24 protein-coding genes are annotated in these 19,966 nt (G+C 51.8%); 15 read left to right on the top strand and 9 right to left on the bottom strand.

Annotation, left to right across the window (positions count from 1 at the left end):
- Positions 1–34 precede the first annotated feature (34 nt).
- Entirely contained in the window at positions 35–1,270 is a 1,236-nt protein-coding gene (locus MXMO3_RS07905) for a multidrug effflux MFS transporter (protein WP_117395503.1), read from the top strand.
- Here the strand turns inward: MXMO3_RS07905 and MXMO3_RS07900 are convergent.
- Positions 1,236–2,177: an AEC family transporter gene (locus MXMO3_RS07900; RefSeq protein WP_027834306.1), complete on the bottom strand. Its 942-nt coding sequence runs from the start codon at positions 2,175–2,177 to the stop codon at positions 1,236–1,238. The genes MXMO3_RS07905 and MXMO3_RS07900 overlap by 35 nt on opposite strands.
- A gap of 171 nt (positions 2,178–2,348) precedes the next feature.
- Between MXMO3_RS07900 and MXMO3_RS07895 the strand changes: the two genes are divergently transcribed.
- Together MXMO3_RS07895 and MXMO3_RS07890 are read left to right on the top strand one after the other, a co-directional pair.
- On the top strand, positions 2,349–3,578 hold the full coding sequence (locus MXMO3_RS07895; RefSeq protein WP_117395502.1) for a multidrug effflux MFS transporter: 1,230 nt from the start codon (positions 2,349–2,351) through the stop codon (positions 3,576–3,578).
- Positions 3,579–3,687: 109 nt separating this feature from the next.
- Positions 3,688–4,929: an MFS transporter gene (locus MXMO3_RS07890; protein ID WP_117395501.1), complete on the top strand. Its 1,242-nt coding sequence runs from the start codon at positions 3,688–3,690 to the stop codon at positions 4,927–4,929.
- Here the strand turns inward: MXMO3_RS07890 and ttcA are convergent, their stop codons facing one another.
- On the bottom strand, positions 4,930–5,754 hold the full coding sequence (gene ttcA, locus MXMO3_RS07885; RefSeq protein ID WP_245985821.1) for a tRNA 2-thiocytidine(32) synthetase TtcA: 825 nt from the start codon (positions 5,752–5,754) through the stop codon (positions 4,930–4,932).
- Positions 5,755–5,819: 65 nt separating this feature from the next.
- On the bottom strand, positions 5,820–6,209 hold the full coding sequence (locus MXMO3_RS07880; protein ID WP_051213499.1) for a cupin domain-containing protein: 390 nt from the start codon (positions 6,207–6,209) through the stop codon (positions 5,820–5,822).
- A gap of 197 nt (positions 6,210–6,406) precedes the next feature.
- Here MXMO3_RS07880 and sbmA point away from each other — a divergent pair, with 197 nt between their 5' ends.
- A complete protein-coding gene (gene sbmA / locus MXMO3_RS07875) occupies positions 6,407–7,630 on the top strand; it encodes a peptide antibiotic transporter SbmA (protein ID WP_117395500.1) in 1,224 nt (407 codons plus the stop codon).
- Between the two features lie 73 nt (positions 7,631–7,703).
- On the opposite strand, the gene rpsD is transcribed toward sbmA, so the two are convergent.
- Positions 7,704–8,321 (bottom strand): 30S ribosomal protein S4, encoded by a 618-nt coding sequence (gene rpsD, locus MXMO3_RS07870; RefSeq protein WP_027834310.1) that lies wholly within the window; start codon positions 8,319–8,321, stop codon positions 7,704–7,706.
- A gap of 330 nt (positions 8,322–8,651) precedes the next feature.
- On the opposite strand from rpsD, the gene MXMO3_RS07860 reads away from it, so the two are divergent.
- Genes MXMO3_RS07860 through MXMO3_RS07850 form a run of 3 tightly spaced genes read left to right on the top strand, consistent with a single transcriptional unit; the run spans position 8,652 to position 10,786 of the window.
- Entirely contained in the window at positions 8,652–9,005 is a 354-nt protein-coding gene (locus tag MXMO3_RS07860) for a GntR family transcriptional regulator (protein ID WP_027834311.1), read from the top strand.
- A 9-nt stretch (positions 9,006–9,014) separates the two neighbouring features.
- The gene (locus tag MXMO3_RS07855; RefSeq protein ID WP_027834312.1) at positions 9,015–9,902 is read left to right on the top strand and encodes an ABC transporter ATP-binding protein; all 888 of its coding nucleotides are present in this window, start codon (positions 9,015–9,017) and stop codon (positions 9,900–9,902) included.
- Positions 9,899–10,786 carry a hypothetical protein gene (locus MXMO3_RS07850; RefSeq protein ID WP_027834313.1) on the top strand — a complete coding sequence of 296 codons (888 nt, stop codon included), beginning with the start codon at positions 9,899–9,901 and terminating at the stop codon, positions 10,784–10,786. The genes MXMO3_RS07855 and MXMO3_RS07850 overlap by 4 nt, the downstream gene beginning before the upstream one ends.
- Positions 10,787–10,818: 32 nt before the next feature.
- On the opposite strand, the gene MXMO3_RS07845 is transcribed toward MXMO3_RS07850, so the two are convergent.
- Positions 10,819–11,631 (bottom strand): RNA methyltransferase, encoded by an 813-nt coding sequence (locus tag MXMO3_RS07845; RefSeq protein ID WP_117395499.1) that lies wholly within the window; start codon positions 11,629–11,631, stop codon positions 10,819–10,821.
- 61 nt (positions 11,632–11,692) lie between these two features.
- Entirely contained in the window at positions 11,693–12,256 is a 564-nt protein-coding gene (locus MXMO3_RS07840) for a GNAT family N-acetyltransferase (protein WP_117395498.1), read from the bottom strand.
- Positions 12,257–12,321: 65 nt separating this feature from the next.
- On the opposite strand from MXMO3_RS07840, the gene MXMO3_RS07835 reads away from it, so the two are divergent.
- The 5 genes from MXMO3_RS07835 to MXMO3_RS07815 all read left to right on the top strand — a co-directional run bounded on the left by MXMO3_RS07835 (position 12,322) and on the right by MXMO3_RS07815 (position 14,639).
- Positions 12,322–12,741 carry a GFA family protein gene (locus MXMO3_RS07835; RefSeq protein WP_117395497.1) on the top strand — a complete coding sequence of 140 codons (420 nt, stop codon included), beginning with the start codon at positions 12,322–12,324 and terminating at the stop codon, positions 12,739–12,741.
- A 20-nt stretch (positions 12,742–12,761) separates the two neighbouring features.
- Positions 12,762–13,163 (top strand): GFA family protein, encoded by a 402-nt coding sequence (locus MXMO3_RS07830; protein ID WP_117395496.1) that lies wholly within the window; start codon positions 12,762–12,764, stop codon positions 13,161–13,163.
- Positions 13,160–13,495 (top strand): TfoX/Sxy family protein, encoded by a 336-nt coding sequence (locus MXMO3_RS07825; protein ID WP_117395495.1) that lies wholly within the window; start codon positions 13,160–13,162, stop codon positions 13,493–13,495. The genes MXMO3_RS07830 and MXMO3_RS07825 overlap by 4 nt, the downstream gene beginning before the upstream one ends.
- An 80-nt stretch (positions 13,496–13,575) precedes the next feature.
- The gene (locus tag MXMO3_RS07820; RefSeq protein ID WP_117396754.1) at positions 13,576–14,160 is read left to right on the top strand and encodes a DJ-1/PfpI family protein; all 585 of its coding nucleotides are present in this window, start codon (positions 13,576–13,578) and stop codon (positions 14,158–14,160) included.
- A 71-nt stretch (positions 14,161–14,231) separates the two neighbouring features.
- On the top strand, positions 14,232–14,639 hold the full coding sequence (locus MXMO3_RS07815) for a ribbon-helix-helix domain-containing protein (protein ID WP_051213500.1): 408 nt from the start codon (positions 14,232–14,234) through the stop codon (positions 14,637–14,639).
- Here the strand turns inward: MXMO3_RS07815 and hpt are convergent.
- Entirely contained in the window at positions 14,629–15,168 is a 540-nt protein-coding gene (hpt, locus tag MXMO3_RS07810; protein WP_117395494.1) for a hypoxanthine phosphoribosyltransferase, read from the bottom strand. The genes MXMO3_RS07815 and hpt overlap by 11 nt on opposite strands.
- A 152-nt stretch (positions 15,169–15,320) precedes the next feature.
- On the opposite strand from hpt, the gene MXMO3_RS07805 reads away from it, so the two are divergent.
- Positions 15,321–15,749 (top strand): GFA family protein, encoded by a 429-nt coding sequence (locus MXMO3_RS07805; protein ID WP_117395493.1) that lies wholly within the window; start codon positions 15,321–15,323, stop codon positions 15,747–15,749.
- Positions 15,750–15,864: 115 nt separating this feature from the next.
- Here MXMO3_RS07805 and fabF read toward each other — a convergent pair whose 3' ends face one another.
- Both fabF and MXMO3_RS07795 read right to left on the bottom strand, forming a co-directional pair.
- Entirely contained in the window at positions 15,865–17,142 is a 1,278-nt protein-coding gene (fabF, locus tag MXMO3_RS07800; RefSeq protein ID WP_117396753.1) for a beta-ketoacyl-ACP synthase II, read from the bottom strand.
- Positions 17,143–17,454: 312 nt separating this feature from the next.
- Positions 17,455–17,913, bottom strand: coding sequence for a MarR family winged helix-turn-helix transcriptional regulator (locus tag MXMO3_RS07795; protein ID WP_162889179.1), 459 nt, complete (start codon positions 17,911–17,913; stop codon positions 17,455–17,457).
- 161 nt (positions 17,914–18,074) lie between these two features.
- Between MXMO3_RS07795 and MXMO3_RS07790 the strand changes: the two genes are divergently transcribed.
- Together MXMO3_RS07790 and MXMO3_RS07785 are read left to right on the top strand one after the other, a co-directional pair.
- On the top strand, positions 18,075–19,286 hold the full coding sequence (locus tag MXMO3_RS07790) for an NADP-dependent isocitrate dehydrogenase (protein ID WP_117395491.1): 1,212 nt from the start codon (positions 18,075–18,077) through the stop codon (positions 19,284–19,286).
- Between the two features lie 137 nt (positions 19,287–19,423).
- The gene (locus MXMO3_RS07785) at positions 19,424–19,915 is read left to right on the top strand and encodes a GFA family protein (protein WP_117395490.1); all 492 of its coding nucleotides are present in this window, start codon (positions 19,424–19,426) and stop codon (positions 19,913–19,915) included.
- Positions 19,916–19,966: the final 51 nt, after the last annotated feature.

The following is a 19,966-nucleotide window of genomic DNA, read 5'->3' as shown; positions in this document are numbered from 1 at the left end:
ATCAATAAAGCAGTTCATTTATTTGCGATGTTTGATGCGTTTAAAACTCAATCCAAATACCAATTATATCGAGTTTGTGCTGCTGGCCGCCACATTGATGGCGCTCAACGCCGTGGCCATCGACATCATGTTGCCTGCCTTGCCCGAAATCGCAACCTCGCTGGGCGCCATTGGCGACAATCAGCAACAATTGGTCATCACCTATTATCTGATCGGCTTTGGCATTAGCCAATTGTTTTATGGCCCCCTGTCAGATGCGATTGGCCGCCGCAACACTGCCTTCATAGGCATTCTCATCTTCTTCGTCCCCGTCGCCCTTGCCTCCTTTGTCAGCGACTATAATTCGCTTTTGGCACTGCGGCTAATTCAAGGGCTTGGCGCGGGGGCTTCCCGCGTGATCGCTTTTGCCGTCGTCCGCGATGTGTTTGAAGGTAAAAAACTGGCAAAAACAATGTCCCTGATCGTCATGGTCTTTATGTCCATGCCCATCGTTGCCCCCAGCTTGGGCCAATTGCTGATTTTGTTTTTCCCATGGCAAAGTGTTTTCGCCTTCATGGCCATCATGGCCGTGGTGACGCTGCTTTGGGTGTTTTTGCGCCTGCCAGAAACGCTTTCAATTGAAAACACGCGCGCCTTTCGGCCCAAGATTATCTATGAGGGTTTCCGCATTGTTTTCACCACCCCCTCTTCGCTTTTATTTGGCATGGCCCACGCTTTGTTGCTTGGCGCTATTATCGGCTTTTTGGGCACATCCCCGCAGATCTATTTAGAGATTTACGACCTTGGCCCAATCTATCCGTTGATGATTGCCCTCACCGCCACAAATATCGGCATCGCATCTTTGATCAATTCAAGGCTGCTCGATCACTTTGAAATCCATAAAGTTGCCCTTGCCGCCAGCGCCGCTTTTGCCACGCTGGGCGCCATCTGGCTCGGTTTTTCACTTACCATGGGTGTTTTGCCGCTGTGGCTGCTGGTTTTGCTGCACCAACCGATCAATTTCTGTTTCGGCCTCGCAGGGATCAATCAAAACACCATGGCCATGATTCCGATGAAACGGGTTGCGGGAACCGCAGCGTCAGTACTGGGTTTTATTTCCAGCGCCGGCGGCGCAGTCGTGGGCGCCATTATCGGCAGCTTTTACAACGATACGGTGGCGCCAATCGCAGCAGGTTTTATGGTCGTCGGCTTGCTTGCCTGCATTTCCAGCATGTTGGGCACGCGCATAAAGCCCGCTACGCCCCAACCCACCAACGTGCCAGTAAAATAATCAAGGGCAGCGTGAAAAATGACGCGGCCGTTTGTACGGTCGCGATTGATGCATAAAGCTCCGCATCACCGCCCATTTTCTTGGCCAACACATAACCATTCATCGCCGTCGGCACCCCGGCACTAATCATCAAAATGATAAACGCATCGCCCGTCACCCCAAACAGCACGGCGAAGCCAAACATGATCAACGGCACCAAAACCAGCTTGCCCACCAGGGCAACCCCAACAACGGGGCTCGGCTTCAACGCCGCACGCAGGCTCAAACCCGCGCCCAACGCCAGCAAGGAAATGCCCAATGCTGCACGCCCCAGCAAATCAAGAAACGTCAATATAGGGTCCCACACTGGTATGCCCGCGAAATTGACCACCATGCCCACAACACAACCCAGCAGAATCGGATTGCGAGCAATTTGCTTCAACACGTTGAAATAGCTAAATTTATGCTTGTCTGAAAAGATAGATAAAACGGTTACATTGACCAATTGCAGCACCGGCACCAGCACCACGAATGCCACAGCGATCACCGCCAATCCTGGCTCACCAAAAAACTTCAGCACCAATGCCATCGCGATAAAACCGTGCCACCGGGTCACGGTTTGGAACAATGTTGAATATTGTGGACGACCAAGCCGCATGGTTTTGCGGAAAAAAGGGTAAAGCACGAGCATGAGGGCCGAGATTGTCAGGATCATGCCCAGCAACACATAAAAGATTTTGTCGAACTCAATGGTGCGCAAATCTGTATTGATCAGGGTGCTTGCCAGCAGCGACGGGAATAGAATCCAAAAGCACAGCTCATCCACCACCTGCCATTTACTCGCCTCAACAAAATTGAACCGACGCAGCAAAAAGCCCAACACGATAACCGCGAAAACAGGCAGAATACTTTCAAACACACCCAGCATAGGCACTCCTTGGTTGCTAGTGAACTATGCCGCTTTGATCGTCTGGTCAACCAATTGGTCAAACCTATTGCGCTTTTTTGTCACTGGTGGCATGATTAAACTTAATTCCCTAAATCAGCTTCGCGAATCCTCCCAACTCTTCGTTCGGCCAAACTCCTATTCAGGTGATCAATGAAAATTGCAAAACTAAACCCTTCCATTAACCGGATTGAGTTTATCGGTCTGGCTGCGTTGATTATGGCCCTTAACGCTCTGGCCATTGACGTGATGCTCCCCGCTTTGCCCATGATTGGCGAAGCGATGCAGGTTGAGGCCGAAAATCACCGCCAGTTTATTGTCACCTTCTTTTTGATCGGCTTTGGCTTTTCTCAGCTTTTCTTTGGCCCCTTATGCGACGCCATCGGCCGCCGCGCCACGTTCCTTATCGGCGTGACCATTTATATTGCTGCCGCGATTGGCGGTGCGATGACGACCGATCTAAACGCGATGCTGTTCATGCGCGTCATTCAAGGCCTGGGTGCGGGCGCATCCCGCGTTGTGGCACTTTCCATGGTCCGAGATTGCTTCGGCGGTCGTGCCATGGCCGAAGTCATGTCCTTGATCATGATGGTGTTTATGATCATGCCCGTGCTTGCCCCAACTTTCGGCCAGCTGATTATCCTCTTCGGCCCCTGGCAGTTCATCTATTTCGCTATGGCGCTGATTGCGATTTTTGCCGCGATTTGGACCATTTTGCGCCTGCCCGAAACCTTGGCGCCTGAAAACCGCCGTGCGTTCCGTCCAAAAATCATCATTGAGGGATTTGCCATCGTTTTCTCAAACCGTATGGCGCTTTCATACGGCCTGGCCAATATGGTGGCGCTGGGCGCTCTATTTGGGTTTTTGGCGCCTTCACAGCAAATTTACGGCGAACTATATGGGCTGGGGCCATGGTTCCCAGCGGCATTTGCCGCCATCGCCACGGTCATGTCGATCGCCTCATTCACCAACTCGCGTATGGTGGGCCGCTTTGGCATGCGCAAGCTCTCTCATAGCGCCTTGATCGGCTTTATTTCATTGAGCCTGCTCTGGTCGATACTTGCCTTTCTCAACGCCCTGCCCCTATGGGCTTTTATGGCCATTCAAGCGCCCGTTATGTTCCTGTTCGGCCTGATGGGCACCAATTTCAATTCGCTCTCCATGGAGCCATTGGGCCGCGTGGCTGGCACAGCCGCCTCCGTGTTCGGCTTTATGCAAACGGTGGGCGGCGCCTTGCTCGGCACATTTATCGGCCAGGCCTACAATGGCTCGGTGCTGCCAATCGCGTTGGGCTATGTCATTTTGGGCAGCATAAGCATGTGCTTCGTTCTTGTTGCCGAAAAGGGAAAATTGTTCAAACCGCAATTTGATCCAATCACCTGAACCTCGCCATCGATAAACTCCAAACATAGATTTGGGCGATCAAAAATTGTGATTTGCCCATTTCAATGCATCAAGGCAAATTATCGGCATTAATCTTGCGAGCACGAACATGAGCACAACAAACCTCACCACCCCCCTCGGCGCGATCCGTACGCCGCTTAGTTTTATCATCATTGCAGGCTGCTTGATCGCGATGATGTCATTTGGCGTGCGTTCCACGGCAGGCTTGTTCACCTTGCCCCTCACCTCTGAGTTTGGCTGGTCGCGGGAGACTTGGGGTCTGGCATTTGCCGTGCAAAACCTGATTTGGGGCCTGATCCAGCCCATCGCAGGTGGCTTTGCGGATAAACACGGCACCGCCAAAACCCTGATCATTGGCACAATAATCTATGCGTTGGGCGTGTTGCTGCTGGCCTATGGCGGCACCGAACTGACCCTATTCCTGGGCGCGGGCTTGTTGATGGGTCTTGGCATCGGCACAGCATCATTTGCCGTGGTCATGGCCGCATTTGGGCGCGCCGTACCGGCCGAAAAGCGCAGCTTTGTCTTCGGCATCGCCACAGCCGCCTCCTCCGCCGGTCAATTTGTCTTCGCCCCCGTAGGCCAACAATTGATCAACGGCTTTGGCTGGCAAAACGCCCTTTTGATCTTTGCCATCACCCTATTGGCCATCATCCCGCTATCGTTCTTCTTGCGCGGCAAAACTGAACATCAAGCCGATGATGGGCGCGACATGCCGCTTTTCGAAACTTTGCGCGAAGCCTTCAAGCACCGATCTTATGTGCTGCTTGTGGCGGGCTTTTTCGTGTGCGGCTTCCATTTGGCCTTTGTCACCGTGCATATGCCGGCCTATTTGGTGCAATGCGGGCTAAGCCCCACCGTGGGCAGTTGGGCGCTGGCATTGATTGGTTTATTCAACATTGTCGGTTCGCTCGGCGCGGGTTATCTCGCCGGGCGCCTGCCAAAGCAGTTCTTGCTGGCCAGCATCTATCTCAGCCGCGTTGTCATCACCGGCCTGTTTCTCTTGCTGCCCATCACCGAGTGGACAACATATGTTTTTGCCGCTGTTACAGGCCTCTTGTGGCTGGCCACGGTGCCGCCAACCGCGGCTCTCGTGACCAATTTCTTCGGCCCGAAATATATGGGCATGCTATATGGGTTCGCCTTCCTATCGCACCAGATCGGTTCGTTCTTCGGCGTTTGGCTCGGTGGCGTCAGCTTTGATCTGACCGGCAATTATGATTTGGTTTGGTATTTGGGCATGATGATTGGCTTGCTTTCCGCAGCGCTGCACCTGCCAATTCGCGAAAAGCGGGCGCCACACTTTGCAGTCATCGCACCGGGCGAATGATTATTGCGGATTGATTTGGCCAAAATCGAAGAGGTCCGCATCCAACAAATGGCTGGCATTCACATTTTGTAGGGCCGCAAACATGCGGTCCTTGCGCCCTGGCGATTTCTTTTCCATATCCGCCAGCATCTGCTTCATCATTTGCCGCTGCAGACCATCCTGCGACCCGCAAAGGTCACACGGGATGATCGGGAACTGCATACCGTCAGCAAATTTTTGCAGGTCTGACTCCTCGCAAAGCGCAAGAGGCCGCAGCACCGCGAGGTCACCTTCATCATTGACCAGCTTAGGCGGCATGGTCGCCATTTTCCCGCCGAAAAACATGTTCAGCAAAAAGGTTTCCAACATATCGTCGCGATGGTGCCCCAAAAGCAGCGCCGAGCAGCCTTCCTCCCGCGCGATGCGATAAAGATGGCCCCGGCGCAACCGAGAGCATAAGGCACAATAAGTGTTCCCTTCCGGCACCTTGTCGGTGACGATGGAATAGGTGTCGCGAAATTCTATGCGATGCGCCACCCCCAAATCATTTAAATAGTTGGGCAATACGTCTTTTGGGAAATGCGGCTGCCCCTGATCAAGATTGCAAACGAGAAGATCTTGCTCGATCACCCCGCGCATTTGCAACTCGAGCAACAGCGCCAAAAGGCCATAGGAATCCTTGCCTCCCGATAGCGCCACCAACCAACGCCCGCGCACCTCATGCATATGATAGGTGTTGAGCGCAGTTTCCACCTGCCGCAGCAATCGCTTACGCAATTTGCCGAACTCCACAGATTTCGGCATATCGGCAAATAATCGGGAAATTGGAGTTGTGGCTTGATCCATGGGCTTTGCTCTAATTGTGACCTGCGCCACCCTTAGCCCCATTTTCACATAGAATAAAGGCGCAGCTAAGCGTTTTCTTCCGCCTTGCGTTTCGCTTCGGCTTTCGCTTTCTCGCGCTTCTTGATTTGCGCCAATGAACGCCAAAACACCACATAAACAGCAAAGTCGCTGGTAAAGCTCACAAATTCGTGGGGCACATCAGCCTCAACAGGCACCACATCACCAATCTGCATGTCGTGCCGCACACCTGAGATGGAAACATCCGCGCGGCCACGGATCGCCAGATAAATGATATTCACACCGGGCGGTGTCGGGTATGTGCCAGTCTTAGGCGTATAAAGCTGTACAGAAAGGGTATCGGAGTTGAATGCAGGCGCAAACCACACCCCGTTCGGCCACTTGCGTGTCGCCGGTCCCGGTAGTTTCTCCAGCAAGTCATCAAACTTGACGCGCATAAAAACCCCACAAAAAAGCTAAATCTGGTCATTAGCAACGCTAAAAAATAGCAAAAAACTCAAAATACGGCGTTAATGTTACACCATTTGATCAAATTAGCACAATTGCCGTTAATAAATTCATGAGATCGGCCAATTCCATTTGCACACCTCAGAATATTTGCATCTAATTGTGACAAATCTTGGGAGGGATTCATATGTTCCGATCGTTTTTTCCAACGCCAAAACTATTCTTTGGTAGCGCCGTTATCTGGACCGCGCTGTGCTTTTTGATTTGGTTCACCATCGGCTCGGCCCTGCAAAGCGCCATTAGCCTTGACCCGATCATTACACCCAACCCCGGAGACGACCCAACGCCATTTCTGACAAACCAGAAAGTCTGGCTCTATCAATATGTGATCATGACCTCATATCTATTTTGTATACCTTGGTACTTTATCCAGCGTCACAGATGGTATTGGTGGTCAGTTGTCGGTTCGGTGACCATCATCTTGGTTCTGTTCGCCAATGTTCAGGTCAGTGCTTGGTTGAACGACTGGTTTGGCGATTTCTACAATCAAGTCCAACAATCATTAGCTGAACCTGGCAGCGTTAGTGGAGAAGACTATTTCGGCGACTTGATGCTTGTTGCCTTTATCCTTCTGCCTAATATTGCTGTAGCGGTAATTCTCGCTTTTTTTACCGGACATTACGTGTTCCGTTGGCGGACGGCGATGAACTTCTACTACATGTCCCATTGGGAACATCTCCGAGAGGTGGAAGGCGCATCTCAGCGTATTCAAGAAGATACGATGCGCTTTGCCTCCGGCGTTGAGGATCTTGGCGCAAGTTTCATCTATGCACTTATGACTCTAGCAGTTTTCTTGCCGATTCTATGGGGGTTGTCTCAACAAGCCAATGTCTTGCCCGTCGTTGGTGAGGTCAACGGTTCTCTTGTTTGGGTAGCGCTAGTGTCTGCGGCGTTTGGCACAGTTTTGCTTGCTGCTGTTGGCGTAAAGCTTCCCGGATTAGAGTTTAACAACCAGAAGGTGGAAGCCGCATACAGGAAAGAACTGGTCTATGGTGAGGATTATGCAGAACGCGCAGATCCGAGATCAGTTGCAGAGCTTTTCGGCGATGTCCGAAAGAACTATTTTCGACTCTACTTCCACTATCTTTACTTCAATGTGGCTCGATACCTTTATACACAAGGCGCCAATTTCATTCCGCTGGTTGCACTTGGGCCGTCAATTCTGACCGGAGCGATTACATTTGGTATTTTTCAACAAGTGTACAATGCGTTTACGAAAGTTGAGGATTCGTTCCAGTTCTTGGCCAATTCATGGACACAGATTATCCGCTTGATGTCAGTTTATAAACGTCTACGCAAATTTGAAGCGGAAATTCCTGGCGGACCAGATTTCCCAGATGTTCCTATGTAGAACGATTTACAAATGTACAAACAAAAAAAAGGCCGCCCAAACGGGCGGCCTTTTCTTTGATCTTCGTCTCGACTTAACGAGAGTAAAATTCAACAACCAAGTTTGGTTCCATTTGAACCGGATATGGCACATCTGACAATGTTGGGATGCGTGTCAAAGAAGCAGTCATCTTTGAGTGATCAACGTCAACATAATCAGGCACATCGCGCTCGGCCAATTGTGTTGCTTCCAAAACCATCGCGATTTGCTTTGATTTTTCGCGGATTTCAATCACATCACCAACTTGCAGGCGGTATGAAGGGATGTTCACACGCTTGCCGTTCACCAAAACGTGGCCGTGGTTGACGAACTGACGGGCAGCGAACACGGTTGGCACGAACTTGGCGCGGTACACCAATGCGTCCAAACGTTGCTCAAGCAAACCAATCAACAATTCACCAGTGTCACCTTTCAAACGTGTTGCTTCGTTATAAACACGCTTAAATGATTTTTCTGTAAGGTTGCCGTAATAGCCTTTAAGCTTTTGCTTGGCGCGCAACTGCAGACCAAAGTCAGAAAGCTTGCCGCGACGACGCTGGCCGTGTTGGCCTGGGCCGTATTCACGACGGTTTACAGGGCTTTTTGGACGGCCCCAGATATTTTCGCCCAAGCGGCGGTCAATTTTATATTTCTCAGAATGGCGTTTAGACATCGCTCGTCCTTCTTTAAATCGTAATGAATGACTGCGCCCTCCTCTGCTCCGTCCCTATAATAGAGTCGAAACCGACAGACCTTGCGAAAAACACGCTTGCTGCGGATAAACCGCGCATGAAAACCGAAGATCCCGGGTGCACAATTGATTGAAACAACCAATTGATCGCGCTGAAGTAGATCACACCCCCAAAAAAGTCAACCACTAAACCCGCCAATTTCCGGGCTTTGAGCCATATTGTGCAACTTTTTTGCCCCCGCCTCTTTAAAAAGCGCTTGCATCTCCCATTTAGTGTGCTACAACTCTAATACACTAGATGAGTGAGACACAATGAACAATTGGAATGAAACACAGCCGATATTTGTTCAAATCAGAGAGCGATTGACCGACATGATTATCTCAGGTTCGGTCAATGAAGGCGAAGCGTTACCCTCGGTGCGGCAGATTGCGACAGACTTGTCGGTCAACCCGCTCACGGTCACCAAAGCCTATCAGTCTCTTGTGGATTTGGGCGTAATCGAAAAAAGACGAGGCTTGGGAATGTTTGTGGCAGATGGCGCACAAAATCAGCTTTTGGCACATGAACGCGAGGCATTTTTGAAAAATGAATGGCCCCGCATCGTTAAACAAATCAAAGCACTAGGTCTCGATATTGAAGATCTTATGCGGCACGAGACGGAATAGAGGCGAAATATGACAACAACAGCTAAGCCCCTTATCGAAGCCCGCAATTTACGCAAGAGCTTCAACAAAAAAGAGATTTTGCACGGACTGAACTTCACCATTCCAAAGGGCCGCATTGTCGGTTTGGTCGGGCACAATGGTGCGGGTAAAACCACAACGCTGAATGCCATCCTCGGTCTAACAGACTGTGAAGGCGACATCACCGTTTTGGGTCAACATCCCTATCAAAACCGTGCTGAATTGATGAACGACATTGCGTTCATCTCAGATGTGGCCAGCTTGCCGCGCTTTTTGAAAGTGCGCGAACTGTTCGACTTGGTCGAAGACATACACCCCAACTTTTCCAGGGAGAAGGCAAATGGATTTCTTGAGGGCACAGACATCCGCGCTAATGCAAAGGTCAAGGCTTTATCAAAAGGTATGGTCGCTCAGCTGCACCTTGCTATCGTCATGGCGATCGACGCTTCACTTCTAGTCTTGGACGAGCCAACCCTTGGCTTGGACATTACCTATCGGAAGCGCTTTTATAAGCGGTTGCTGGAAGACTATATGCACGAAGAGCGCACATTGCTGATCACAACCCACCAGGTGGACGAGATCGAATTTATGCTCTCCGACATTATGTTCATCAAAGATGGCGAATTGGTGCTGGATTGCCCGATGGAAGATGTGGGCACCCGCTATCACCAGCTTGTCACTGATGAGAAGGAACTGGATGCGCTGCACGCGCTCAAACCCATCTATGTCGAGCAGAAATTTGGCCAGACCATTATGGTGTTTGACGGCGTCGCCGCCGATCAGCTTGAACCCTATGGCAAGGTCAGCACCCCAACCATTTCAGATTTGTTTGTCGCGCTGATGCAGCGTGAAGATACCCGTAAGGGAGAGATCATATGAGACCCTATATCGCGCTCGTAAAACGGGAATTTTTAGAACATCGCGGTGCATTTTTGATTGCACCGGCCGTCATCACTATGATCGTAATTGCGGTCTTCGCTTCCGCCATCATATTGGGCCATAGCGATATTCAGGCTGAATTCACCACAATGGATTCAAAGGCCACATTGTTCACGGCATTTTACGGCATCGCCATTGTGCTTTGGACGATCTACTTAATGATTGCCCTGTTCTTCTACTACGCTGATTCATTCAGCGCCGACCGGAAAAACAATGGCCTGCTGTTTTGGAAAAGCATGCCGCAATCAGACCTGAAGATCCTTGGATCAAAGGTTCTGGCCGGTGGTACAATCTTTCCGATGGCCATTGGCGTCTGGATGCTGATCGCCGGTGTTATGGCCTATCTGTTTTCGATCTGGATTGCAGGCTTTGTGCCTGGTGTCAGCACGGCTGATCCAATCAGCTTTGTCAGCACCTATATCCAGATGAGCATTTCAGCTGCGGTTTTGGTGTTGCTCGCCTTGCTTTGGTATGCCCCCTTCTTCGCTTGGGTGGCGCTGCTGTCCACCGTATTCAAACGTTGGAGCATTCCATTGGCCTTTGTGGTCCCTGGCCTGATGGTCTTGGCCGAACGCATCTTCCGCTTCAGCGCAGATAATTTTGAAAGCCATATTGGCAATTTCATCACCTATCGCTTGGAAAACATGTTCGCCAATGAAGACCTGTTGGAAGAAGTTGCGACGCAAGAATCATTTAATGCGGCAAGCTTCATCATCGCCATGCTCAATCAGTTCAATTGGACACACATGTTCATTGGCTTGGTGATCACAGCAGGCTTTGTCTATGCCGCCAGCGAATATCGCCGGCGTTTGATCGAAGCCTAATCTAAAACGACCTTCAAAACTGAAAAGGACGCCTATTCGGCGTCCTTTTTTTGTTGTCTTTGTTTTTTCCGATAAGGATTGGGCCGCTCATGTCGCCGATCCAGCGCAGCAATAATACCCCGAAATGTCCGTATTTCCTGCACATTGAACTTAGCACGCCCCAGCATCGACCGAATATTGTTGACCATGGACGGACGCTTATTGGCGACTTTGAAATAGTTGGCCCGATCCAGCGCGTCTTCCAAATGCTCATATAAGCCGACCAATTGTTCGCGCGGCGCGGGTTCGCCAAGGTCACCGCCAAAAGGCAGGTCCGCCGCGCCATTCGCGGCCCGACGCCACTCATACGCCAAAACCAAAACCGCTTGCGCAATGTTCAGTGATGCAAAGGCTGGCTCCACGGGCAAGGTGACAATCGTGTCGCAAAGCGCCACTTCCTCATTGTTCAGCCCCCAGCGTTCGCGGCCAAACAGAATTCCCGCTTTTTGCCCAGCGCCAATATGCGGCACCATGTGGTTGGCCGCTTCATCCGGCCCAATGACAGGTTTATACATATCGCGAGAACGTGCAGTCGTAGCATAAACCAGGCTCAAATCCGAAATTGCGTCTTCCACCCGATCAAACACTTGCACGCGATCAATCACATGGTCAGCCTTCGCCGCCGCACTCCGTGCCCGTTCGTTGGGCCATCCATCGCGCGGATTGACAATGCGCAAATCCCACAGGCCAAAATTGGCCATGGCCCGCGCTGCCGTGCCAATATTCTCCCCCAATTGCGGTTCACACAAAATTACCGCCGGGGTGGGTTTCAGCTCAATTCCTTTTGAGCTATCCGTGCCTGCCATGGTCCTTGTCCTTTAAATAAGTCGCAGACACATAGGGCGGACAGGCCTTAAAAATCAAGGCCTAGTTGAAATGCGCCCGCCATTCATCTTCCAAAATGGCATAAATATACATGTGGTCCCACTCGCCCTTAAAAAGCTCATGCTCTCGGAAATCCGCCTCGCGGCGCATTTTGAGTTTTTCCATCAATCGCCAAGATGGCGTATTGGCCGCAGAACAACGCGCGCAAATGCGGTGCAGATTAAATTCCTTAAAACAAGCATCCATAAAGGCGCGCGTTGCCTCCATGGCGTACCCTTTGCCCTGAAAGTCGGGGGAGAACACATAGCCTACTTCGCCCTGCCGCGCCTCTTCATTGAGATAAAACAGCAGCACTTCACCGATCACTTCGCCAGTCTCTTTCAACTCCACGGCCAAAAACAACGGATCGCCGCCTGGCTCCAACCTGTCCAGCGCCACCCGCTTTTCCAACGCCTCACGCATACCGGCCTCATCGCGCGGTTCATAAGGCAGATAACGACAGACATCAGAATCGGAATGGATGGGAAATAACGGCTCAAAGTCGTCATGGCGCACACGCCGCAAAATCAGTCGTTCCGTTTCAATCGGCAAATCAAAAATCTTCATGAATAAGGACTTAACTCGCAATTTAGTGAATTGATTCAGCGCTTAAACTGCGCCAAACTCATTTGATGGAAGAAAATGATATTCGCGTGGAATGCGCATGCGGTCAAGCAAAACTGACCCTCTTTGGCGCACCCAAAACAACTATGCTTTGCGCCTGCCGCGATTGCCAAAAGGCATCGGGCACAGACCATACAGCGCTCGCCCTTTGGGCCGATGAGCAATTGGAATTTGAAGGCGACACAACTTCTTATGCCACCGAGGCAGATAGTGGCGCCACGGTGCATCGCCACCGCTGTGCCCGATGCGGCACACCAGTTTTTGGCACGTCAAGCCGGTTAAAGGGCCACCGCCTTATCCCACTCGGGCTGTTGGGTGACGCCGCCAATGATCTGCCGCCGAAATCAATGATATTTTCCCGTACAAAATTCGAATGGGACCACACAAGCGATGGGTTGGCGCAATACCCCACCTATCGCGACAATTAGATCTTCAGGGGGGGAAGACAATGGAAAATAAGGGACAATGCTATTGCGGCCAAGTCACCTTCACGGTCACCGGAGAACCGGTGCGCATGGCGGCTTGCCATTGCAATGCATGCCGTCGCCTTTCGGGCACAGGCCATCTGGTTCAGGCCTTTTACAAAAAGGATCAGGTCCACATCAAAGGCGACACCAAATCTTTTGATGCGCCCGCCGACTCTGGAAATATGCGCACCCGCCATTTTTGCCCAGTATGCGGATCGCGGCTCTTTTCGGAAAATGAGAAGTTGCCAGACATCATCGGCATCGCCGTCGGTGCCTTCGACAATTCAGACTGGTTCAAGCCACAGATTGCGCTCTACTCTTCAGAGCGCCCCATTTGGGACTACATGGACCCCGAGCTAAAAACAGCGGACCATATGACATGAGCACCGAACGCGAACAACTAGCCGACCGCATCCGCGCCGTCATTGGCGACGACCCAAATGTGTCCGAGCGCAAAATGTTCGGGGGCATCGCCTTTATGCTCAATGGCAACATGCTTGTGGGGCCGCACAAAGACGGCACCCTGATGGTGCGCGTCGGGCCAGAACTTTATGACGAGGCGCTTTCACGCCCCGGCGCAAAGGAAATGGATTTTACAGGCAAACCAATGAAAGGTTTTGTCCATGTGCATCCGGACAAAATAGCCGATGACGAAGCGTTGCGCACATGGATCGCCTTGGCGACACAGTTTGTTGGCGCCCTGCCGCCGAAATAGGCTTGTAGTAGTGGGATAACACCCGCAACAGGCCCGCGCTCACTATGCTTTCTCCTCACACCAATCTTGAGGAGGATATGATGGGTGCGAAAAAAATTCTTATGATCGTGGGCGATTTCGTTGAGGATTACGAAGTGATGGCCCCTTTCCAGTGCCTTCTTGCCGTTGGGCACCATGTTGATGCTGTTTGTCCGGACAAAACAGCAGACGACAGCGTCGCAACAGCCATACACGACTTTGAAGGCGATCAAACTTACACCGAAAAACCCGGCCATCGGTTTGCGCTAAACACGACATTCACAGACGTAAAGGTTGAAGACTATGACGCTTTGGTTATTCCCGGCGGACGTGCACCAGAATATTTGCGCCTAAATGCCGAGGTGATCGCGATGGTCCAACACTTTGCCAATGCCAACAAGCCAATCGCTGCCATTTGCCACGGCGCGCAACTATTGGCAGCAGCAGATGTGATCAAAAATAAGAATATTTCCGCATATCCCGCGTGCGCGCCTGAAGTAAAACTTGCCGGCGGGACCTTTGCAGATATTGACGTCACCGCTGCGAAAACGGACGGAAATTTTGTCACCGCTCCAGCCTGGCCTGCCCATCCAGCATGGATCGCACAGTTTCTCACTGTTCTCGGCACTGAGATTACCCATAACTGATTTGCCAACAGACGCAATTTTTGCTGAATTGGTTTCTGCGCGGGTCGCTCGCGCAGAATTGGGAGGATGACATGTGCCAACTGTTTGTCGGGGCTGATACAAATCTTTGGGAAAATCAAACGCGGTCAATGCGCATTGATGGCATGTCCACCAGCGTGCGTTTGGAGGCGTTCTATTGGCAGGTTCTCACCGAAATTGGGGCGCGAGATGGACTATCCGTCGGCCAATTGGTCACCCGCCTGTTCCGCGAAACAACAGAAGCAGGCCATGATCCAGAGAACTTTGCTTCATTTTTGCGCGTTTGCTGTGGCCGTTACTTAGCGCTGCAGCTTTCTGGCGACATCCCGACTGACAAAAGTGCTGAAATAGCCTCGCTAGATGCACCCAGCATTTTGGCAAAAGAGCGTGCGGCACGCTCCCCCCTTCACCCCTATATGCCCTACGATTTTATGATGAGCCTGGATAAAGCTACCCTGTAAACCGCACTTTGCCGATATAGGGCAAATTGCGGTTGCGCTGGGCATAATCGATACCGTAGCCCACCACAAATTCGTCCGGAATTTCAAACCCGGTCCACGTGGCGCTAATATCTACTTCCCGCCGTGAGGGCTTGTCGAGCAACGCACAGACTTCAAGGCGGTGCGGTTTGCGCGATTCCAGCATATGCAGCACATGGTTGAGCGTGTGGCCCGTATCCACAATATCTTCCACCACCAGCACATCACGCCCTTCAATCTCGCCGCGCAAATCTTTCAAAATCCGCACTTCGCGCGAAGATTCTGTGCTGTTGCCGTAAGATGAGGTTTCCAAAAAATCGACCTCTACCGGCAAGTCCAATTCGCGCACCAAATCGGAGATGAACACAAACGAACCGCGCAATAGGCCCACCACAATCAATTTGTCAGAATCTTTGAAATTCGCCGAAATCTCGTCGGCCAATTCTTCCACCCGCGCCGCAATGGACTTGGCGGAAATCATTTGATCGATCACATAGTTGGAATGGTCCATAAGCCCTCACCTTCAGTGGCAATCTAAACAGCCGATGCCCGCCTGTCATCCTCCCATTGCCATGATCCACAAGCAGGACAAGTGATGGTGATAATTATTGCGCCTGCCGCTTTTTCCGATAATCTGACCACATACTTATCGCGAGAAAACCTATGTCAGATCAAAAGATAAAAACCGGAAAATGCGCGTGCGGCGCGGTCAGCTTCAAAGTGAAAGCCCCAGACACCTATGGCGCCTGCCATTGCAAGATGTGCCGCCAGTGGTGCGGTGGCCTCTGGATGGGGGTGGTGTGCGACGAGATTATCGAGTTGAACGGCCCTGTGCAGGAATGGGAATCATCAAAAATCGCCAGCCGGGGCTTTTGCGCTGAATGTGGTTCCTCCGTTTGGCATAAGCCAAAACAATCATCAAACTTCACGTTCGGCCAGGGCCTGTTTGACGATCAACAAGGCTGGACCCTCACCCGCGAAATCTGCGCCGATGATCAACCCGATCATTATGCCCTTGCCGACAAAGGCCAAAAAGCCTTCACCGGCTGGGGAACATTGATGGCAGTGATCACAGGCCGTCTCCCCAAGTAAAGCTTAAGAGGCAGCACAAGATCAACTCGCGCCAGCACAGTGCAAGTCTTTAAGGCCGAGGGCCACCTCACCGCTTTTCGCCAATTCAACAAGGTGGCCACCGATTTACAGGCTGCTATGCACGACCAAAGATAAGCGTCGCATTCACGCCACCAAAGCCAAAACCGTTGGACAAAACAAAGTCTATGTCGCGCTTGACCGGACCTTCTTTGGCCAGTTCATATTGCGCAGCTGCTTCCATCGGCCGGTCAATATTGATCCCGGGCGGCACCGTTTGCTCCCGCAACGCCATAAGGGAATAGACCGCCTCAATCGCACCAGCAGCCCCCAACAAATGCCCCACCGAGGCCTTTGTCGAATTAACTGCAAGTGATGTACCCCTGTCGCCAAACACAGTGTGAATTGCCTCTATTTCCGCTTCGTCGCCAACTTGGGTGGACGTGCTGTGGGCATTCACATAATCAATTTGGTCGGGCACCATGCCGGCATCCCTAAATGCAAGTTCCATGGCGCGCACACCGCCGGCCCCGCCTGGTGCCAACGCGGTTAGGTGATAGGCATCAGCACATGTGCCATAGCCCTCAACCGTGCCTAAAATCTTGGCACCGCGTGCCCGCGCATGGCTTTCGCGCTCCAGCACCAAGGTGGCAGCCCCTTCCGACAAAACGAACCCCGCATGGTCCTCATCAAAGGGACGTGACGCTTTTCCGGGCTCATCATTATATTTCGTGCAGAGCGCCCGCGCCGCGCCAAAGCCGCCAATCGCCACGGGATCAACGCACGCGTCAGACCCGCCACACACGGCGACATCCACCGCGCCTGACCGCAAAAGACGCACCCCATCGCCGATGGCTTGGGCCGAGGCGGCACAAGCTGTAATGGGCGAGCCGATCTCTCCTTTAAAGCCATAGCGGATCGAAATGTGTCCAGCCGCCATATTGCCCAAGAAGGAGGGCACGGTGAACGGTGACAATCGCCGCGGGCCACGTTCTCTAATGGTCTCGGTGGCCTTTGTCATCGCCGGAAACCCGCCCACACCGGTGGCAATAATGGTGGACGTCCGCTCTTTTTGCTCCTCGGTTTCAGCCACCCATTTGGATTGCTGCAATGCTTCTTCCGTCGCCGCCATGGAATATTGAATAAACAAATCCATCTTCTTTTGGTCTTTGGCGTCGATAAAGTCGTTGGCGTCAAATCCATGCGGATCATCTGCCTTGCTGGGCACCAGTCCGGCCACTTTAGAGCTATAATCGGTTACATCAAACCGGTTATTTTTCACAATGCCGCTCTGCCCTGCCAATAGCCGCGTCCAGTTGGTCTCAACACCAACGCCCAGGGGCGATACCGCCCCCATACCTGTCACCACAATCGGATCATCATTATTCGGTCGCATATAGCTCTCCATTCTCGTGTATATACACTAAAGCACACCCAATCAGGCGCCCCATTCCATTGGCCGACACTGTGTCTGCCCTATCCACACGTCACCACTTGAACGCCCAGCAAGCCCATGTCGCGGGCCGCACGAACCGGTAAGTTTCTACTTCCCGCACCCGCGCTAAAACCTAAACTGTAGGCTCGCCAAATGCGGCAGCCTCAACAGCGTCTCACGCCAACAACAAACGCACCCTCAATCGCAACCCAGCACCTTCAAACCTGCCGCCCACCATTCGTGTATATACACATTGAATGGCCAAAAATATGGCTACAATTTGGCCACGCGCTGCAACACGTTCAGCGCCGCGTCCAACTCCTCACGGCTTACAACCTCCAAAATCGCATCTTGCGCGGCCTGCCAATGGGGCACCATCTTTTCAAACAGCGCCTGCCCTTTTGGCGTTAGGCTGTAAACCACCCCATTGCCCTTGTCGGCTCGGCGTTTTTGCACCACGCCTTTGCGCTCCAACAAGGAAAGATTGCGCGACAGCGTAGACCGCTCAATCGCCAGATAATCGGCCAAGCCTGAAACAGAATCATGCTCGGCCCCGGCCAGTGACGCGATCAGCGAGAACTGCTCAGTCGTGATTTCAAACCGACCAAGCCGCTTGGCAAAATTGCGCGTCATCATGCGTGATGCGGCGCGCGTGTTGCGCAGCACACATCGTTCCAACTCTTTTTGCGCTTCCTGACTTTGTGTGTCCGGAATTTGGCCCGATTTGCTCATAAATCCCTTTTGCCGTGTATTTACACACACGTCAAGCACATATGATGATGCCATTTGTGCACCAATCAGTCTTTGCCTTTTTCCCCACAAATGCTATAGGGGCGCTGAACACCCGTCTAAAGCAAGGCGGGCCTCCCAACTTTTAGCTTTGCGGAGTTCTCATGAGCAAAATTAAGGTAACCAATCCTGTCGTCGAACTCGACGGCGACGAGATGACACGGATCATCTGGCAATTCATTAAAGACAAACTGATCCACCCCTATCTCGATATCGATCTCGAATATTACGATCTGGGCATTGAGGCGCGCGACGCGACCGATGACCAAATCACCGTTGATGCCGCAAACGCCATCAAAAAGCACGGTGTTGGCGTTAAATGTGCCACCATCACGCCAGACGAAGATCGCGTTGAAGAATTTGGCTTGAAGCGCATGTATCGCTCGCCAAACGGCACCATCCGTAACATTTTGGGCGGTGTGATCTTCCGTGAGCCGATCATTTGTCGCAACGTGCCGCGTTTGGTACCGGGCTGGACACAGCCGATCATCGTCGGCCGTCACGCCTTTGGTGACCAATATCGCGCCACAGACTTCAGATTCCCAGGCAAAGGCAAGCTGTCCATCAAATTTGTTGGTGAAGATGGCAAGGAAATCGAGCACGAAGTGTACGATGCGCCAAGTTCAGGCGTGGCAATGGCCATGTACAACTTGGACGATTCCATCCGTGATTTCGCCCGCGCCAGCATGAACTATGCCCTAAACCGCAAAGTGCCTTGCTACTTGTCGACTAAAAACACCATCATGAAAGCTTATGACGGTCGCTTTAAAGATCTGTTCCAAGAAGTTTTTGAAGCAGAATTTAAAGAAAAATTCGACGAAGCGAAGATCACCTATGAACACCGCTTGATCGACGACATGGTCGCCTCTGCCCTTAAGTGGTCAGGTGGCTATGTTTGGGCCTGTAAAAACTATGATGGCGACGTTCAGTCAGACACAGTTGCACAAGGCTTTGGTTCACTCGGCCTGATGACATCTGTTTTGATGTCACCAGATGGCAGAACTGTTGAAGCCGAAGCGGCGCACGGCACCGTGACACGTCACTACCGCCAGCACCAAAAAGGTGAAGCCACTTCAACCAACTCCACAGCGTCAATCTTTGCCTGGTCACGTGGCCTCGCCCACCGCGCCAAGCTGGACGACAATGAAGAGTTGGCCAACTTCGCTGCCACTTTAGAAAAGACCGTGATCGACACCATCGAAAACGGCCAGATGACCAAAGATTTGGCCCTGCTTGTTGGCCCAGATCAAGAATGGCTCTCAACCATTGGCTTCTTGGAAGCAATCGACGAGAACTTGCAAAAAGCTTTGGCGTAATCGCCTCATAAACTGATTCAAGAAAAGCCGCGAAGACATTGTCTTTGCGGCTTTTTGTTTGGTTCCATTTAAGACGTAGGCGGCTGATCCGTTTCAGGCTAACATAGCGCTTCATGCGAAACTGAAATGGGACCCCAATGAGCACGATTTCGGAAACGGGCCAATGTCTTTGTGGTGATCTTAAATACCGCGCCACCGCCCAGCCTATCCACACCACAATCTGTCATTGCCGCATGTGCCAGCGCTCCACCGGCACCGCCTTTCTCGTCGAGCCTATATTTATGCGCGACAACATCGAACTGCTTGCGGGCGAGCCGAAACAATATACGCACAAATCAGATGAGAGTGGCCTCAGCCTATATGTCAATTTCTGCGGCAATTGCGGATCGAAAATATACCAGACATTCGAGCGCTTCCCCGAGGTGATCGGCGTTTTTGCTGGCACATTTGACAACCCGGATTGGTTTGAACGCAGCCCCGAAAACACAAGACATATCTTCACCCGTTCAGCCATCAAGGGCACTGTCCTGCCAAAAGACTTCACCATCTACGAAGAGCACACCAGAACGCTGGGCCAAACGGAAAGCAACGAGCATCAAATACTCACCGCGCATAAACTGGTGACCTGAGAAAATCTCAATATTCCGGGCACCTGATCCGCAAAACATATATGCCTGCGC

Source organism: Maritalea myrionectae (assembly GCF_003433515.1).
GTDB lineage: Bacteria > Pseudomonadota > Alphaproteobacteria > Rhizobiales > Devosiaceae > Maritalea > Maritalea myrionectae.
This window is presented reverse-complemented; position numbering and strand designations above follow the sequence as displayed.

What these genes read in the sequence shown, in the direction of transcription:
- MXMO3_RS07905 (WP_117395503.1), top strand. Translation starts at nt 35, where the DNA reads ATGCGTTTAAAACTCAATCCAAATACCAATTATATCGAGTTTGTGCTG.
- MXMO3_RS07900 (WP_027834306.1), bottom strand. Translation starts at nt 2,177, where the DNA reads ATGCTGGGTGTGTTTGAAAGTATTCTGCCTGTTTTCGCGGTTATCGTG.
- MXMO3_RS07895 (WP_117395502.1), top strand. Translation starts at nt 2,349, where the DNA reads ATGAAAATTGCAAAACTAAACCCTTCCATTAACCGGATTGAGTTTATC.
- MXMO3_RS07890 (WP_117395501.1), top strand. Translation starts at nt 3,688, where the DNA reads ATGAGCACAACAAACCTCACCACCCCCCTCGGCGCGATCCGTACGCCG.
- ttcA (WP_245985821.1), bottom strand. Translation starts at nt 5,754, where the DNA reads ATGGATCAAGCCACAACTCCAATTTCCCGATTATTTGCCGATATGCCG.
- MXMO3_RS07880 (WP_051213499.1), bottom strand. Translation starts at nt 6,209, where the DNA reads ATGCGCGTCAAGTTTGATGACTTGCTGGAGAAACTACCGGGACCGGCG.
- sbmA (WP_117395500.1), top strand. Translation starts at nt 6,407, where the DNA reads ATGTTCCGATCGTTTTTTCCAACGCCAAAACTATTCTTTGGTAGCGCC.
- rpsD (WP_027834310.1), bottom strand. Translation starts at nt 8,321, where the DNA reads ATGTCTAAACGCCATTCTGAGAAATATAAAATTGACCGCCGCTTGGGC.
- MXMO3_RS07860 (WP_027834311.1), top strand. Translation starts at nt 8,652, where the DNA reads ATGAACAATTGGAATGAAACACAGCCGATATTTGTTCAAATCAGAGAG.
- MXMO3_RS07855 (WP_027834312.1), top strand. Translation starts at nt 9,015, where the DNA reads ATGACAACAACAGCTAAGCCCCTTATCGAAGCCCGCAATTTACGCAAG.
- MXMO3_RS07850 (WP_027834313.1), top strand. Translation starts at nt 9,899, where the DNA reads ATGAGACCCTATATCGCGCTCGTAAAACGGGAATTTTTAGAACATCGC.
- MXMO3_RS07845 (WP_117395499.1), bottom strand. Translation starts at nt 11,631, where the DNA reads ATGGCAGGCACGGATAGCTCAAAAGGAATTGAGCTGAAACCCACCCCG.
- MXMO3_RS07840 (WP_117395498.1), bottom strand. Translation starts at nt 12,256, where the DNA reads ATGAAGATTTTTGATTTGCCGATTGAAACGGAACGACTGATTTTGCGG.
- MXMO3_RS07835 (WP_117395497.1), top strand. Translation starts at nt 12,322, where the DNA reads ATGGAAGAAAATGATATTCGCGTGGAATGCGCATGCGGTCAAGCAAAA.
- MXMO3_RS07830 (WP_117395496.1), top strand. Translation starts at nt 12,762, where the DNA reads ATGGAAAATAAGGGACAATGCTATTGCGGCCAAGTCACCTTCACGGTC.
- MXMO3_RS07825 (WP_117395495.1), top strand. Translation starts at nt 13,160, where the DNA reads ATGAGCACCGAACGCGAACAACTAGCCGACCGCATCCGCGCCGTCATT.
- MXMO3_RS07820 (WP_117396754.1), top strand. Translation starts at nt 13,576, where the DNA reads ATGGGTGCGAAAAAAATTCTTATGATCGTGGGCGATTTCGTTGAGGAT.
- MXMO3_RS07815 (WP_051213500.1), top strand. Translation starts at nt 14,232, where the DNA reads ATGTGCCAACTGTTTGTCGGGGCTGATACAAATCTTTGGGAAAATCAA.
- hpt (WP_117395494.1), bottom strand. Translation starts at nt 15,168, where the DNA reads ATGGACCATTCCAACTATGTGATCGATCAAATGATTTCCGCCAAGTCC.
- MXMO3_RS07805 (WP_117395493.1), top strand. Translation starts at nt 15,321, where the DNA reads ATGTCAGATCAAAAGATAAAAACCGGAAAATGCGCGTGCGGCGCGGTC.
- fabF (WP_117396753.1), bottom strand. Translation starts at nt 17,142, where the DNA reads ATGCGACCGAATAATGATGATCCGATTGTGGTGACAGGTATGGGGGCG.
- MXMO3_RS07795 (WP_162889179.1), bottom strand. Translation starts at nt 17,913, where the DNA reads ATGAGCAAATCGGGCCAAATTCCGGACACACAAAGTCAGGAAGCGCAA.
- MXMO3_RS07790 (WP_117395491.1), top strand. Translation starts at nt 18,075, where the DNA reads ATGAGCAAAATTAAGGTAACCAATCCTGTCGTCGAACTCGACGGCGAC.
- MXMO3_RS07785 (WP_117395490.1), top strand. Translation starts at nt 19,424, where the DNA reads ATGAGCACGATTTCGGAAACGGGCCAATGTCTTTGTGGTGATCTTAAA.